Below are 15,612 nucleotides of genomic sequence, written 5' to 3'. Positions count from 1 at the left end.
CGATGATAAAGCATTTCTCTGTATTATTAGTTGCGCTTTTTTTATCTCCATTAGTTCAAGCTAATGTTAATACTAACCCTCAGTTTGAGTTCGGTACGATTCCCGCCGATAAATGTACTATTTCCGGATCAAAAGTAGAGTGTGTAATTGAGTTTGAAAAAACCTATGATTCAGCGCCTTTGGTGTTTGTTATGTCAACGGTTAATGCGACCCGCTCAAACTTTAATAGTAAAACGACAGAATACCCTTCTGATCTCCGTGTTTGGTCTATTTCATCGAGTCAGGCAACGATAAAGCAGCTACTTCCGCCCCATGATGCGGCGTGTGTTCGCTTGAAGCAGAATGATAAAGGGCAGTGGCGATGTAGCACCAATGCCAGCGATCCTTTAGTGGAGTACGTTGATGCTCCAATGGAAAATATCGATTATTTGGTCATTGAACCTGGCGTACTGGAGTTTGATAGTGGGGCGAAGTTAGTCGCAGGAACAGTTGATTATAACCGTACTTATTCAAATGTTGGTGGTGGGTCTAATAATAGTAAGTTGGTGCAATTCAGTGATTTTGGCTTGTCATCCAACTTTAGCTCTTCTCCGGGCGTTTTAGTACAGATTCAAAGCTTGAGCAATATGCAAGGTAGCGCTCCTGTTTGGTTAACCCCAATAGCTCTAAACCCGACAACAAATGCATTTAATCTAGTCCTTGATCGTTCAGAAGTTTCATCTAATGCTCAGCTTACTAGTAATGAACAAGTTGCTTTTGTCGCAGGGCTAGGAGAAGGGTTTATAAATGGGCAGAAATTTTGGCTTGGCCAAGGGTCAACATCAAATACGCTGAATATCGATGATAGGGTTATCAAACCAATCACAGAAGGTTGTCAGCTTGTACAAGATTTTTCAGCTTCTGGTTTTTCGGGTATCCCTACATTACTCGCGTCAAAGCGTACACGTAATGGTAACAATGGCGGCTGGTTGAGGCGCTGTTCAGTATCGAAAACTGGTGTTGCTTTAATCAACGAAGAAGACATGACTCAAGATTATGAACGTGCGCATGTTGTAGAGCCCTATTCGTACTTTTTATTTGATAAGCCGCCAACGAGTGAAATTTGTCAGTTATTCCCTTCACCAGCTCAAACATGGAAAAATAACGAGAATACTTATATTTTGTTGGATACATCGGAGGGGATAGAAGGAGCGTTAGTATCAAATGGAAAGAGGTATATAGGGTTTCCTCAAAATACGATAACAGGAAATAAGAAGGAGAGCGCTTGTGATAGTACGGAGTGTTATGGTGAAGAAGGATTGTTGGTTAATAAGCAAGAACTAGAAAGCTTCCAATCTCCTGATAATGGACTGGAGACTGTAAATGTATGGCAGGATGATGCAGAATTTTCTAATAATGAATCAATAGGAAGTTTGAGTGTTGGAAAAGGCTCTGTAACATTTTATAGCGGCACATACTGGGTCGGTAGTTTGGATATTAATAACGCAGGGAGAGTCATTATCCCTGACGGAGAAAAAGTTATTATTCACATAGGAAAAGTGAATTTAAGTAATAATGATTCATTTTTCGGTGAAGAAGGTGATGGGCAACTAGTAGTTTTTATCCACGCATTGCAAAACTCTACTGTTAACTTTGCCAACCGGAGTGAGTTTAGAGGTCTTTTATATAGCGAAGTCGATGTCATTATGAGAAACCAGTCAACGGTCTATGGTGCAGTTACTGCTAAGGCTATTAGCCTGAGGAATACTTCTAAGATTATTGCGACTGACAATCATTGTTTTCAACCTTCGGATGACTATGAAATTGATATTTCCCCAGCAACCGATTTAGCTTTGATGTGTGGCGACGACTCCCTTCAATTTACCATTAATACCTCTAATAATGGTGTGGCGGGAAGCCTAGGTGTTACGGTGAGTATTACGCCAGACGCTGATGAATTCGACGTTTCTGTACTGCAAGGACAAGGTTCAGGTACTTACCCTAATTATGTTTCAAATGACGATGGTGAATTAACTTTAAAAGTTGTCGCTAAAGATACTGCCAATATTGATTTTGATACAGGTTATAAGCTAACGGCGACATTAGTCGATGATTCTGGTAAAGAGGTTGAAAGCCAGTTTAAGTTCGTACCATTTAAATTCTCTTTAGTGGATGGCAATACTCCAACCAATCGTCTTGACGTTATTGCGGGGCAAGCTACTCCTACGGTAACTAAAGTTTTAGCCTGCGACCTAGGGGGCTCAATTGTTGTTGCTGAAAATTATGCAGGTGAAGCTGGTGATGAAGTTACTATTACTCATGAGCTTGATAGCTCTTGGAGTGGCTCCGATGGTTCGCTGACTTACTTACCTGAGTTCAAAAAAGGCATCGCCTCAACAGACTTAACTATTTCTGAATCAGGCCTTTTCAATGTCACTTTAAAAGACAGCAGTTTTGATTGTACTGGTTTCGCGGGTTGTCCTGATGATGGGAGTTACGATTTAGAGGGAAGTTTCTCCGTCTACTCTCGTCCTTGGCAATTTGCTATTTGTACGGGCAGCAATTCTGATGGTAACAGCAGTGGTGGGAATGCGTTTGTTGCAGCGGGGGAAGAGTTTGACGTGTTTGCTAAACCAATTAGATTCTCGAGTAACGCTAACCCTTCGTGTAACAATAGCTTAGTAACACAAAACTATTTGCTGTCCTCTGGTGCTGTCGTTGCAACTCATACTCTGGATACTCCTAGCAATAATGGTGCAGTGCTTGGTAGCTTAGAGCCTGGTAGCCAATTGACTCAGTCTAGTTCCGATATTAGTCTTGATGATAATGGTTATAAATTCAAAAGTTTAAATTATTCAGAAGTTGGTAGTATAAATTTTGAAGTGACCGAAGACTCGAGCAGCTTTTATGGCAAGATTCTTGGCGGATTTTCTGGAAACAAGAATATAGGTCGTTTTTATCCTGATTACTTAACACTTATTAGTAACAGTTGGAACTATTCTAGCGGTCAGGATAGTTTTGCTTATATGGCACAGGGTATTTCTTTCAATTTTATCGTTGAAGCCCGCAATCGAGATAACGAACCAGTGACTAACTATGGTCTATTTGCGGATTCATTAAAGGCATCGATTAAGCATGTAGCGATAAACGAAGAAGATGGTGCAGTTTTAAATACAAGGGTTTGGTTATCAGGAGAAAAGGATGCGGACCACATTAGTTGGGGAGAAGATGATTGGTCTTCGGCTCGTTTAACAATTGAAAATTTTGATTATGAATTCTTAAGGCTAGCTAGTGAAGATGGCCCGTACGATGACACTACTAGTGAATTTGGGGTGTGGGTCAGTGATAAAGTTGATGGTGTAGATTTACAATTTCTAGACTTAGACAATACTAATACAGATTATACCAATGGTACAAAGTTTAATGCTCAACCGGATTTTAGATATGGAAGGATGTCTCTCAAAGATGTAGGAGGTAATCAAGGTAGTAGTATCCAAGTTCCATTAGAAGTTCAGTATTGGTCTGGAAGTAAATTTGAGATTAATTCAGATGACAGTGGAAGCCAGTTTAATGGTAGTGATTACTGTGTAACTAAAATTTGGCATGATTCAGAGGTTACAGATGCCAAATTAACTAGCGATACAGATGATAATGGAAGTGATGATATTGTCTCAGTATTGAAGGGGGTATCAAGTAACCTTATTGCTAAGCAAGATACTAGTCGTCGTGAGCAAGTCAGGTTGTTTTTAAGGCAGGGTAGTTCACCAAGTGGAGCTACTTGTTTTGGAAGTAAGGGAACTCAACCTTGGCTACAGTATAACTGGAGAGGCTTAGGCGATGAAGATCCCTCCACCGTCGTCACATTTGGTATCTACCGTGGTAACGATCGTGTGATCTACCGAGGTGAAAGTGGCTTAACAGGTCAGTAATAATATAATTTTTGCCCCTTAAGTTAGGAATCTGTAAGAAATTGCGGGTTTCAGTCCATGTTTGTACTTCAATGCCTTGCCGTAACAGCAAGGCATTGGTACATTTAGTGCAATTTTTGTCTTCTAATTCTTGCAGGATGAGCGAAGAATATGTTTAAAAAACTTCGTGGCATGTTTTCAAACGACCTATCGATTGATTTAGGTACAGCCAATACCCTTATTTATGTAAAAGGCCAAGGCATTGTTCTTGATGAGCCTTCAGTTGTAGCTATTCGCCAAGATCGTGCGGGTTCTGCAAAGAGTGTCGCTGCTGTTGGCCACGCTGCTAAGCAAATGCTTGGTCGTACGCCTGGTAACATCTCAGCGATCCGTCCAATGAAAGACGGTGTAATTGCCGACTTTTACGTAACGGAAAAAATGCTTCAGCACTTCATCAAACAAGTGCATGACAACAGTGTGCTTAAACCAAGTCCTCGTGTTTTGGTTTGTGTACCTTGTGGTTCAACACAGGTTGAGCGTCGTGCTATCCGTGAATCAGCGTTAGGTGCTGGTGCTCGTGAGGTTTACCTAATCGATGAGCCTATGGCTGCTGCGATTGGTGCTGGCCTACGTGTCTCTGAGCCAACAGGTTCAATGGTTGTTGATATCGGTGGTGGTACTACTGAAGTTGCGGTTATCTCACTGAACGGTGTGGTTTACTCGTCTTCTGTTCGCATTGGTGGTGACCGTTTTGATGAAGCGATCATCAACTACGTTCGTCGTAACTACGGCAGCTTGATCGGTGAAGCGACAGCAGAGAAGATCAAACACGAAATCGGTTCAGCTTACCCTGGCGATGAAGTCAATGAGATCGAAGTTCGCGGTCGTAACCTTGCTGAAGGTGTGCCTCGTAGCTTTAGCCTAAACTCAAACGAAATCCTTGAAGCACTTCAAGAACCTCTATCTGGCATCGTATCTGCAGTGATGGTTGCACTTGAACAGTGTCCACCAGAGCTGGCTTCTGATATCTCAGAAAACGGTATGGTACTAACAGGTGGTGGTGCACTGCTTAAAGACCTTGATCGCCTGTTAACAGAAGAAACAGGTATCCCTGTTGTTGTTGCAGAAGAGCCATTAACGTGTGTTGCTCTAGGTGGCGGTAAAGCTCTAGAGATGATCGACATGCACGGCGGCGATCTGTTCAGCGAAGAATAATATCTAGTGTTAGGCTCTTTTCTTATCTAGTTTTATGTAAAGAGCCTAGGACCTTGTCTATAGGATCAAATGTAGCTCTAGGACCAAATATAGAATGAAGCCAATTTTTGGTAGAGGTCCCTCTCTACAATTGCGCCTGTTTTTTGCTGTAATTTTATCAGCCAGCCTTATGCTGGCTGATAGTCGTTTAGATGCTTTCTCAAATGTTCGCTATCTATTAAACAGCATGGTTGCGCCTATTCAATATGCAGCCAACTTGCCTCGCACTATGTTCGATGGTGTTTACGACCGTTTTAGCACTCGCAAAGGGTTAATTGAATCTAACCATAATATTAAACGAGAAGTCTTGCGTCTGAAGAGCGAGCTGATTCTGCTTGAGCAATATCAAGAAGAAAACAAGCGCCTTCGTAAGCTGTTAGGCTCGCCGTTTATCCGTGATGAGAAGAAAGTCGTCACAGAAGTTATGGCGGTAGACACTTCACCATATCGCCATCAAGTCGTGATCGACAAAGGTCAGATTGATGGGGTGTATGAAGGTCAGCCGGTGATCAACGAAAAAGGCATTGTCGGCCAAGTCACTTTCGTTGCTGCTCATAATAGTCGTGTATTACTACTCACTGATGCAAACAATGCGATTCCTGTTCAGGTTATTCGTAATGACATCCGTGTGATTGCTTCGGGCAATGGCATGATTGATGAGATCCAGCTAGAGCACATTCCAACCAGTACCGATATACAAGAAGAAGATCTGTTGGTGACATCAGGTCTTGGTGGGGTATATCCAGAAGGTTATCCAGTCGCCTATGTTACGGCCGTTGATTACGACCCGAAACGTGAGTTCGCTGTGATTAAAGCAGAGCCTGTGGTTGAGTTCGATAAGCTCAGATACCTGCTGCTTGTATGGCCTGATGAAAACAAACAGATGCAAGCGGATCAATCGAGCATAGAACAAGCATTGTTAGAGGGCGAAGATGGCCAATAGCGTTTTAAGAAGCAAGGTCGTAATTGGCTGCTCATTTTTAGTAGCCCTTATTCTGCAAACGATCCCTTGGCCTGGTAGCTTAGATCTATTTAGACCATCTTGGTTGCTGCTGGTTACGTGTTACTGGGTTTTGGCTCTACCGCATCGTGTTAACGTGGGTAGTGCTTTGATTTTAGGCTTATTGTGGGACCTTTTGATCGGCTCTACTCTGGGTATTCGAGGCATGATGATGGCAATAGTGATGTACATTATTGCGATGAACTTCCTCGTCATTCGTAACATGGCGTTATGGCAGCAAGCGATGATCATTGCCGCGTTAACGGTCTTGTTTGAGGTGTTGATCTTCTTTGGTGAATATTTGATCCAAGATGTTGTTTTCAATCCGTTATCGTTATGGAGCGCATTGATAAACTGTATACTTTGGCCTTGGATGTTTTTATTAATGAGACGCGTGCGTCGCCATTGGCATGTGAGGTAGCGTGACGATGGAAAAGAAACATTTAGTTTTGGCATCCGGCTCTCCACGCCGCAAAGAATTGCTATCTCAACTCGGTTATGAGTTTTCTGTCCTCGTAACCGATGTTGAAGAGTGTAAACACGCTCAAGAAACCGCCGAAGAATATGTTAAGCGACTATCTTTAGATAAAGCTTTAGCTGCGTTGTTTTTATTGAAAGATAACCCTTCTGAAAGGCAGCATGTCGTTTCTAGTTCTGATACTGTAGATCATGGCTCTGATATAGTCGTTCTTGGTTCTGACACAGTCGTCGTAAGCCAAGGGCAAGTGCTTGAGAAACCCACCGATTTTGCTGACTCTAAGCGCATGCTTACTCAGTTAGCGAATGAACGTCACCAAGTGATGACGGCGGTTTCTGTGGTTTCAGAAGAAAAACAAAGAACAGAAGTCATTATTACCGACGTATGGTTTAAACCCCTCAGTGAAAAAGAAATAGAACAATACTGGCAAACAGGGGAGCCATGCGATAAAGCCGGTAGCTATGGGATCCAAGGTTTGGGCGGACGCTTTGTCACCCGAATCGAAGGTAGTTATTACGCCGTTGTCGGCTTACCTTTATTTGAAACGGACCAGCTACTGCAAGAATTCTTATAATTACTAATCTGAGGTGCACCATGAGTGCTGAATTGTTGCTGAACGTGACCCCGAGTGAAACTCGTGTGGCCATGATTGAAGGGGGGGCTCTTCAAGAGATCCATGTCGAACGAGATGCTCGACGCGGTATCGTAGGAAATATCTATAAAGGACGTGTAAGCCGTGTTCTTCCGGGAATGCAGGCGGCTTTTGTGGATATAGGCCTTGAGAAAGCAGCTTTTTTACACGCCTCTGATATTGTCCCACACACTGAATGTGTCGCTGAAAACGAAAAGAAACAATTTCAGGTTCGTGATATTTCAGAGCTTGTCCGTCAAGGGCAAGACATTGTGGTGCAAGTGGTCAAAGACCCTCTTGGTACTAAAGGTGCTCGCTTAACCACTGATATCACTCTACCGTCTCGTTATCTGGTATTTATGCCGGGCGCAAGTCATGTTGGTGTATCTCAACGTATCGACAGCGAGTCTGAACGTAACCGTCTTAAAAAAGTCGTGTCTCGTTACTGTGACGAACACGGTGGCTTCATCATCCGCACAGCAGCAGAAGGTGCAGATTCAAATGAGTTGGCACAAGATGCCGCATTCTTGAAGCGATTATGGCTAAAAGTATTAGAGCGTCGTGGTAAGCACAAGGCGCGTACTCGTTTGTATGGTGAGCTTTGCTTAAGCCAACGTATCTTACGTGACTTCGTCGGTACTGAGCTGAGCAAGATTCAGGTCGATTCTCGTCTAGAATATGAAAACCTAAAAGAGTTTACCTCTGAATACGTGCCTGAGCTGACAGACAAGCTTGAGCTGTATGAAGGTGATAAGCCTATCTTTGATATGTACGATACCGAGAACGAAATTCAGCGTTCATTGGATCGTAAAGTCGAATTAAAGTCTGGTGGATATCTGATTATCGACCAAACTGAAGCGATGACCACGGTTGATATCAACACTGGCGCGTTTGTTGGTCGTCGTAATCTAGAAGAGACGATTTTCAACACCAACGTAGAAGCGACTCAAGCGATTGCTCGCCAGCTACGTCTGCGTAACCTAGGTGGCATCATCATTATCGACTTTATTGATATGTTGTCTGAGGAACATCGTAAGCGAGTACTAACTTCTTTAGAGGCTGCGCTCGACAAAGACCGTGTGAAAACCAATATTAATGGCTTCACGCAGCTTGGTTTGGTTGAGATGACTCGTAAACGTACTCGTGAAAGTATTGAGCATATCCTATGTTCGAGCTGTCCTGCTTGTGAAGGCCGCGGCAGTGTGAAGACAGTTGAAACCGTTTGTTATGAAATTCTTCGAGAGATCACGCGAGTGAATCGTGCGTACGACGCCGATAAATTTGTGGTCTATGCGGCAGCTGCCGTAGCTGAGGCGTTAGAGGGCGATGAATCTCATGCGCTTGCGGAGCTTGAAGTCTTTATTGGTAAGCAAGTTAAAATCCAGGCTGAGCCTCTGTACATACAAGAGCAGTTTGATGTTGTTATGATGTAATGGAAATTTTGTGAGCTCAAGCGTTACTCTGATTCTACGTGCATGTTTATGGTTAGTGGTTACTCTCTTAGTAACGCTAGCCATTGCCGTTACTACACTGCGTGTAGCCTTGCCCAATTTAAACAAGTATCAATCTGAAATTGAGCTTTGGGTAAACCAACACTCCGGTTTTGATTTTTCGATTCAAGATGTGGGCGGTTTTTGGCGTAACACTCACCCCTCTATTGCTCTGCAAGGCGTTAAAGCTAGCCTCCCCAATGCAGAAGATGTGACCTTCTCTGTTGAGCGTGTTGAAGTCGAGTTTGACTTGATTCAATCGCTCGTGCAGATGCGCCCGGTTGTGGCCGATCTAGTCATGAATCAAATGTATCTTGATATCCGCTCAATTGATCTGTTTGCCGGACAAAATGGCAAAGACGAACCTACAGATCCCGAGTCTTCCAAGCGAGTGATACAAGAGCTCGATAATTTACTGCTAAAAACACTCGTCGATGTAACTGCAAAAGATTCTTCTATTCTTTATCACTCTGTTTCGGGTGAAGAACGTCAGCTCGATATAGAAACCTTAAAATGGCAAAATTCAGACAAACATCACCTTGCTGAAGGTGTGGTGAGTATCAAAGATGCCAATCTAAACTCTCTGTCAGTTAGTGCTAACTTTATTGATGGTGGGTCACTGACTGATGTGACTGGTGAGTTTTATGTCAGTGCCGACAGCATTTCTGTTAAGCCATGGCTTACGCATTATATGCAGGCGGAATCCGGCATTGAAACGGGTACTGTGAGCTTGAATAGCTGGCTTACGCTGCGAAATAGCAAGCCAGTGAGCGCTTATGTTGAGGTTTTACCCTCAGAACTGGCGTGGAACGAAGATGGCGAGCATGACCTCATGCTTGAGTCCGGTGTCTTTAAGTTGTCGCCGACTGATGATGGTTGGCAAGTAAATGGTCACTCACTAAACCTTAGAACGGATGACACACCTTGGCCGGAACTCGACGTAGCGTTCAAGTGGAATCAAGGTCCATGGCAACTCAACATTTCTGAGCTGGATATTGCGACTATTACTCCGTTGATTAAGCTGCTGCCTGACTCTGAACAATCAACCAAAATGATTAACGTATTGGCGCCGGGCGGCTCTGTTTCTGATATCCGTGTTTCCATGGATTCAGGTATCGAGAGTCTGCGTTATTCAGCGAGCTTCTCTGATCTTGCTATCGAGCAATGGGAACTAGTCCCAGGCTTTAGCCAAGTGTCCGGTAGCGTGTTTGGCTCTGCATCAGAAGCGAAAGCAAGCCTGCATGTTATTGACGATGTATTCCCTTACGGTGACGTATTCCAAGCTCCTTTGAATATCAAACAAGGTCAGGTTGATATTGTTTGGCAGCAAGATGAAAACGGCTGGAGGCTTTGGTCTGACAAAGTCACGGCAGCCACGCCAGATCTACAAGTACTAGGTGCATTCCGCTTAGACTTCCCAAATGATGCGAGCCCATTTTTATCGTTCTACGGTGAAGCGGACGCTTACAATGTCGGCGAGACATGGCGCTATCTGCCAACATTAGCACTTGGACAAGACCTTACCGATTATCTTTCTACAGCGATTCAAGCAGGTAAAGCGGATACCGTAAAACTGTTGTGGCATGGTGAGTTGGCGCAATATCCATACACCAATCATGATGGTATTTTCCAGGTTTGGGTTGGCTTAGAAGATGCGAAATTCAGCTTTGATACCGCGTGGCCACTGATTACTGATCTTCAGCTTGATCTGTTGTTTGAAAATGATGCGATGCATCTGGATTCTCGCTCAGCTCAACTGATGGATGTGACGGCAGATCGAATCACAGGACGCATTCCTTATTTAGGGGAAGGCGGCCATATTGAAATTGAAGCTAAAGCGACGGCGTCTGGCAACGCAGTACGCGATTACATGACGTCTTCGCCACTGGTGGGCTCGGTAGGCGCAGCCTTAACCGCACTTCAAGTGAGTGGTGATGTCTCTTCTGAGTTCCAGCTGAATATTCCGTTTGATTCTGAAAAAGAAGCAAGAGCATGGGGTTACGCCGACTTAAGTGGCAACCATGTTGAGATTGAAGCGCCGCCAATGGTGCTCGAGAACACCACGGGTCGAATTGAATTTGATAATGACGTAGTGACGGCAAATGGCCTCGCTGCGGATCTGCTTAACCAAGGTATCTCGCTTGATTTTAAGGGCCTTAATGATGGTCCTGGCTATGCAGTTGATATTGATGTGTTAGGTGATTGGGACGTCAAGCCTCTAGAACCTTACATCGGTGAGCAATGGTTAAGCCGCTTATCAGGTCATGCGCAATGGCAAAGCCAGATTGATATCCAGCTGAATGATATCGGCTTTACCTACCAACTAGACTTACAGTCAGACCTAAAATACTTGGCGAGTGATTACCCATATCCATTGGCGAAAAAATCACTAGAAAGTGGCTCTGCAAGGCTACAGGCATCGGGTAACCAAGAGACGATTACCGCGCGCCTGCAATTGCCAAACACCAAGTACCAAGCTGAGATTGATATCACAGGCGACGTGCCTGAGTTAACGGCGACCAACTTAGTGCTTGGTCGCGGTGGCTACAAAATTAGCCCGGTGGTGGGCCATCACGCCCTGATTCGTACAGACAAATTCAATGCCGATGATTGGTTATCGGTTGTAATGGAACCGGTAAAGCCTTCAACGGCTGTACTTAGTCAAATGAACACGCCAACCATACCTGCGCCAAGCCGTATTACCTTTGAGAGTAAAGAGCTGATCTTGGGTGGTATCTCTTGGAATGACGTCGATTTTAGTGCTAGTAAGAACAAACAGGCGTGGCAAATGGAAGTGTCTAGCCAAGAGCTAGAAGGGGATATTAACTACCTGCCTCCTTATGATTTGACAGTTTCACTGGATCGTCTGCATCTGTTTGTTCCTGAGTGGAGTGATAAGAACAACCAAGATCAGCAACTGCTGCAACGTAAAGAACAAGCTGCGCCATTGATATCCAAATTGGATAGAGAGATCCACGATGCGATGCCAAACCTGACCCTGACGCTGAACGACTTTTGGCTGCAAGGCTACAAGGTGGGTAAGGTCGATGTTGAAATGACGAGGAACGAAGATCGTATCGAGTGGAACAAAATCCAGGTGCGAAGCGGCGGTAACAAAGCGGATGTGAGTGGCTGGTGGGAACTGCAAGGTGACAAGAGTCATTCATCGTTAACCGTTGATGTTGAAGGTGAAAACAACAGCGAGCTCATGGAGCGCTTTGGTATTACTTCCGGGATTCAAAAAGCGCCATTCGCGTTGGAAGGTCAACTAAATTGGGATGGTTCGCCTTGGGGAATCAAAATGGATACCCTTGATGGCAACGTTAAAACCAAGTTTGGTAAAGGCATTATCTCGGATGTGAGCGGCGCAGCTCGATTACTTGGCCTGTTTAGCCTAGATTCGATCATCCGTAAGATGCAGCTCGATTTCTCAGATGTGTTTGATAAAGGTATGGCCTTCAACAGCATCACCGGAACGGGCGAGATTCAAAATGGTATCTTCCTGACCAATGATCTGAACATGGATGCGGTCGCAGGTGAGATGAAAATCAAAGGTATCGCTAACCTCAACACGCGTCAGGTTGATGCTGAGGTGAACTTTACCCCAGATATTACCTCGGGTATTCCCGTATTAACGGCCTTTGCGGTAACCCCTCAAACGGCGCTGTACGTATTGGCGGTGACCACGGTTATCTCGCCAGTTGTGGAAGTCTTTACCCAAGTAAATTATTCGGTGAAAGGACCATTGGATTCACCAACGGTGAGCGAACTTTCTCGTAGCTCTGGCGAGTTTCAGCTGCCAGAGAAGCTGAGAAAATTAGCTGAATAGGCCTTAAATTAGCCGAAAAGACCTTATGCCCGAGTCAGCGAATATACGGTGAAATGCTGATTTCTGAATCATAATGAATGGAGGAGCGATACACATGGATTGTGTTGGGTTGATTCAAATGACATCTGGCCCCAGCCCTGAATTGAACTTTGAGTACCTTGCTCAAGAAGTTGCAAAGTGCAAAGAGTTGGGGGCTAAGTGGGTTGTTTGCCCTGAAAACGCGTTAGTTTTTGGCAGTAAAGCCGACTATCACCAGTGTGCTGAGCCTTTTAATGATGGCCCACTGCAAAAGAAAATCTCTGAGCTAGCAAAGCTTCACAGAATTTGGATCGTCATTGGCAGTATGCCGATAAGCACAACTAACGGAGTGACGACCACCACCTTGGTGATTGATGATTTTGGTTGCCTCGTTGCTCATTACGACAAGCTACACATGTTTGATGTGGATGTCGCTGACGCCCATAAGTGCTATCGAGAGTCGGATATTTTCACTCCGGGCAACCAAGTTGTGACAGCGGAAACGCCTTTTGGTCGCTTAGGTTTGAGTATTTGTTATGATGTGCGCTTTCCACACTTGTATTCAGAGTTACGTAAGCAAGGGGCACAAATCATTGTGGTGCCTGCGGCTTTTACAGCGGTAACGGGTCAAGCGCACTGGGAAGTACTATTAAGATGCCGCGCGGTTGAAACACAGTCGTGGATTGTCGCGGTAGGTCAAGGCGGAAAACACCCTTGCCAAAGAGAAACATGGGGACACTCAATGGTGGTTGATCCATGGGGACGAGTGGTCGCACAGTTAGACCAAGATCCTAAAAGTATGGTGGTTGAGATAGACACATCCAGTTGCGAGTCCATTAGGCAAAATATGCCCATCGCGCAACACTCTCGATTTACCAATCAATTTTAATTACAAACAAGAGCCATCTATGAGCATTAATCAAATTGAAGAAGCGCTACTGAACCCGACAGGGCTTACGGAGCAAAATATCGCAGATACATTGGCGAGTATTGCTACCCGCCAAATTGATTATGCTGATATCTACTTTCAGTCAAGCTGGCACGAATCTTTAGTGCTAGAAGACAGCATTATTAAAGACGGCTCTTTCAATATCGATTGCGGTGTTGGCGTTCGTGCAGTATCTGGTGAAAAGACTGGTTTTGCTTACTCTGACCAAATCCAATTGGATGGTCTTAAGCAGAGCGCAATTGCGGCTCGTGGTATTGCTAAACAAGGTCAAAACGGCAAGGTTCAAGCGTTCAAACGCAACTCTAATCAAGCTTACTATGATGCAGTTAACCCGCTTGCGAGTTGGGAAAAACAGCAGAAAACAGAATTACTAAAATCATTAGATGCTTACATTCGCACTAAAGAGCCGATGGTGACTGAAGTATCGGTGAGTTTAAGTGGTGTGCATGAGCAGATGCTGGTTGCTGCGACTGATGGCACTTACGCTGGTGATATTCGTCCGCTGGTTCGCTTGTCTATTAGCGTACTTGCACAGAAGGGTGATCGTCGTGAGCGTGGTAGCGCTGGTGGTGGTGGCCGTTTTGGTTACGACTTCTTCTTAAGTGATGACAAAGGCACTCAAGTTGCTTACCAATTTGCGGATGAAGCGATTCGCCAAGCATTAGTTAACCTTGAAGCGGTTGCAGCGCCTGCTGGTGCCATGCCTGTGGTTCTTGGTTCTGGTTGGCCGGGCGTTCTGCTGCATGAAGCGGTAGGCCACGGTTTAGAAGGCGACTTCAACCGTAAAGAGTCGTCAGTATTCTCCGGCAAAGTTGGTGAGCAAGTAACTTCAAGCCTATGTACGATTGTCGATGACGGTACATTAACGGATCTACGCGGTTCATTGAACGTCGATGATGAAGGTGTTAACGGTCAGTACAATACGTTAATCGAAAACGGCATCCTAAAAGGTTACATGCAAGATAAGCTGAACGCTCGTCTAATGGGTGTAGCACCGACAGGTAATGGTCGTCGTGAGTCATACGCGCATCTTCCAATGCCACGTATGACGAATACATACATGCTACCGGGCGAACACACACCGGAAGAGATCATCGCGACGGTTGAGAAAGGTATCTACGCACCGAACTTCGGTGGCGGTCAGGTCGATATCACATCAGGTAAGTTCGTATTCTCAGCGTCTGAAGCGTACATGATTGAAAACGGTAAGATCACTCACCCAGTGAAAGGCGCGACGCTAATCGGTTCTGGTATCGAAGCGATGCAGCAGGTGTCTATGGTGGGTAACGACCTAAGCATCGACCGTGGTGTGGGTGTGTGTGGTAAGGCTGGTCAAAGTGTGCCAGTGGGTGTTGGTCAACCAACATTGAAACTAGACTCGCTAACCGTTGGTGGTACTGAGTAATTCAGAAGAATCTCTGCCAACTTACTTCAAAAGATTAAATTGAAAAGCGCCTCCAATGTGAGGCGCTTTTTGTTTTTAGATTACGGATTCAGTGTGAGTGTATCGAGTTGCTACATGTTCTCTTCGGCAAACTCTGCAAGTCGGCTACGTACCACGCCATTGAGGTGGATATTGGCACTGCCTTCGAAGTTTTTAAAACGCTCAACCATGTAGGTTAAACCTGAAGTCACAGGGGTTAAGTAGGAAGAATCTATCTGAGCTAGGTTTCCTGAACAGACAATCTTGGTGCCTTCACCACAGCGGGTGATGATGGTTTTGATTTGTGAAGCGGTTAGGTTTTGGCACTCGTCGAGAAGAACGAACGCATTTTGGATCGAGCGGCCACGCATAAAGTTGATCGATTTGAATTGGATATTGGCTTTATCACAGATGTATTTCATTGAGCCTTCTGTGCAATGATCATTTTTGTGTAGCGCCTCTAAGGTATCCGTTACTGCTGCTAACCATGGCAACATCTTTTCTTCCTCGGTTCCGGGAAGAAAGCCAATCGACTCGCCAATATCGGGCGTGTTGCGGGTTACGATGATCTTATCGAATTGCTTACGTTCAATGGTTTGTTCAAGTGCAGCAGCCATAGCAAGCAGTGTTTTTAGGTATGCTAAATTACATTA

The 15,612-nt window shown here is 44.7% G+C and carries 9 protein-coding genes and 1 pseudogene; 9 read left to right on the top strand and 1 reads right to left on the bottom strand.

Annotated elements, in window-relative coordinates; genetic code table 11:
* Positions 1 to 2: 2 nt before the first annotated feature.
* From AB4384_RS20065 to tldD, 9 genes are all read left to right on the top strand, one after another.
* Complete coding sequence (locus tag AB4384_RS20065) at positions 3 to 3,908, top strand: DUF6701 domain-containing protein (protein WP_372130026.1); 3,906 nt, start codon at positions 3 to 5, stop codon at positions 3,906 to 3,908.
* Positions 3,909 to 4,058: 150 nt separating this feature from the next.
* A complete protein-coding gene (locus AB4384_RS20060) occupies positions 4,059 to 5,102 on the top strand; it encodes a rod shape-determining protein (protein ID WP_017068734.1) in 1,044 nt (347 codons plus the stop codon).
* A gap of 94 nt (positions 5,103 to 5,196) precedes the next feature.
* On the top strand, positions 5,197 to 6,084 hold the full coding sequence (gene mreC, locus AB4384_RS20055) for a rod shape-determining protein MreC (protein ID WP_004735927.1): 888 nt from the start codon (positions 5,197 to 5,199) through the stop codon (positions 6,082 to 6,084).
* On the top strand, positions 6,074 to 6,562 hold the full coding sequence (mreD, locus tag AB4384_RS20050) for a rod shape-determining protein MreD (protein ID WP_004735926.1): 489 nt from the start codon (positions 6,074 to 6,076) through the stop codon (positions 6,560 to 6,562). The genes mreC and mreD overlap by 11 nt, the downstream gene beginning before the upstream one ends.
* Before the next feature lie 7 nt (positions 6,563 to 6,569).
* Positions 6,570 to 7,193 carry a nucleoside triphosphate pyrophosphatase gene (locus AB4384_RS20045; protein WP_372054815.1) on the top strand — a complete coding sequence of 208 codons (624 nt, stop codon included), beginning with the start codon at positions 6,570 to 6,572 and terminating at the stop codon, positions 7,191 to 7,193.
* 20 nt (positions 7,194 to 7,213) lie between these two features.
* Positions 7,214 to 8,683, top strand: coding sequence for a ribonuclease G (gene rng / locus AB4384_RS20040; RefSeq protein ID WP_017061363.1), 1,470 nt, complete (start codon positions 7,214 to 7,216; stop codon positions 8,681 to 8,683).
* A gap of 10 nt (positions 8,684 to 8,693) precedes the next feature.
* A complete protein-coding gene (locus AB4384_RS20035) occupies positions 8,694 to 12,569 on the top strand; it encodes a YhdP family protein (protein ID WP_372130025.1) in 3,876 nt (1,291 codons plus the stop codon).
* A gap of 94 nt (positions 12,570 to 12,663) precedes the next feature.
* Positions 12,664 to 13,476, top strand: coding sequence for a carbon-nitrogen hydrolase family protein (locus tag AB4384_RS20030; RefSeq protein WP_017061365.1), 813 nt, complete (start codon positions 12,664 to 12,666; stop codon positions 13,474 to 13,476).
* Between the two features lie 19 nt (positions 13,477 to 13,495).
* On the top strand, positions 13,496 to 14,941 hold the full coding sequence (gene tldD, locus AB4384_RS20025) for a metalloprotease TldD (RefSeq protein WP_017061366.1): 1,446 nt from the start codon (positions 13,496 to 13,498) through the stop codon (positions 14,939 to 14,941).
* A 110-nt stretch (positions 14,942 to 15,051) separates the two neighbouring features.
* Here the strand turns inward: tldD and AB4384_RS20020 are convergent.
* Positions 15,052 to 15,591, bottom strand: a pseudogene (locus tag AB4384_RS20020) (PhoH family protein); the annotation flags it as partial.
* Positions 15,592 to 15,612 lie beyond the last annotated feature (21 nt).

The organism is Vibrio sp. 10N.261.51.A4, assembly GCF_041471945.1.
Lineage (GTDB): Bacteria > Pseudomonadota > Gammaproteobacteria > Enterobacterales > Vibrionaceae > Vibrio > Vibrio crassostreae_C.
Note: the sequence above shows the minus strand (reverse complement) of the source record. Positions and strands in the feature narration are given on the sequence as shown.

What these genes read in the sequence shown, in the direction of transcription:
- AB4384_RS20060 (WP_017068734.1), top strand. Translation starts at nt 4,059, where the DNA reads ATGTTTAAAAAACTTCGTGGCATGTTTTCAAACGACCTATCGATTGAT.
- mreC (WP_004735927.1), top strand. Translation starts at nt 5,197, where the DNA reads ATGAAGCCAATTTTTGGTAGAGGTCCCTCTCTACAATTGCGCCTGTTT.
- AB4384_RS20065 (WP_372130026.1), top strand. Translation starts at nt 3, where the DNA reads ATGATAAAGCATTTCTCTGTATTATTAGTTGCGCTTTTTTTATCTCCA.
- AB4384_RS20045 (WP_372054815.1), top strand. Translation starts at nt 6,570, where the DNA reads ATGGAAAAGAAACATTTAGTTTTGGCATCCGGCTCTCCACGCCGCAAA.
- AB4384_RS20030 (WP_017061365.1), top strand. Translation starts at nt 12,664, where the DNA reads ATGGATTGTGTTGGGTTGATTCAAATGACATCTGGCCCCAGCCCTGAA.
- mreD (WP_004735926.1), top strand. Translation starts at nt 6,074, where the DNA reads ATGGCCAATAGCGTTTTAAGAAGCAAGGTCGTAATTGGCTGCTCATTT.
- rng (WP_017061363.1), top strand. Translation starts at nt 7,214, where the DNA reads ATGAGTGCTGAATTGTTGCTGAACGTGACCCCGAGTGAAACTCGTGTG.
- tldD (WP_017061366.1), top strand. Translation starts at nt 13,496, where the DNA reads ATGAGCATTAATCAAATTGAAGAAGCGCTACTGAACCCGACAGGGCTT.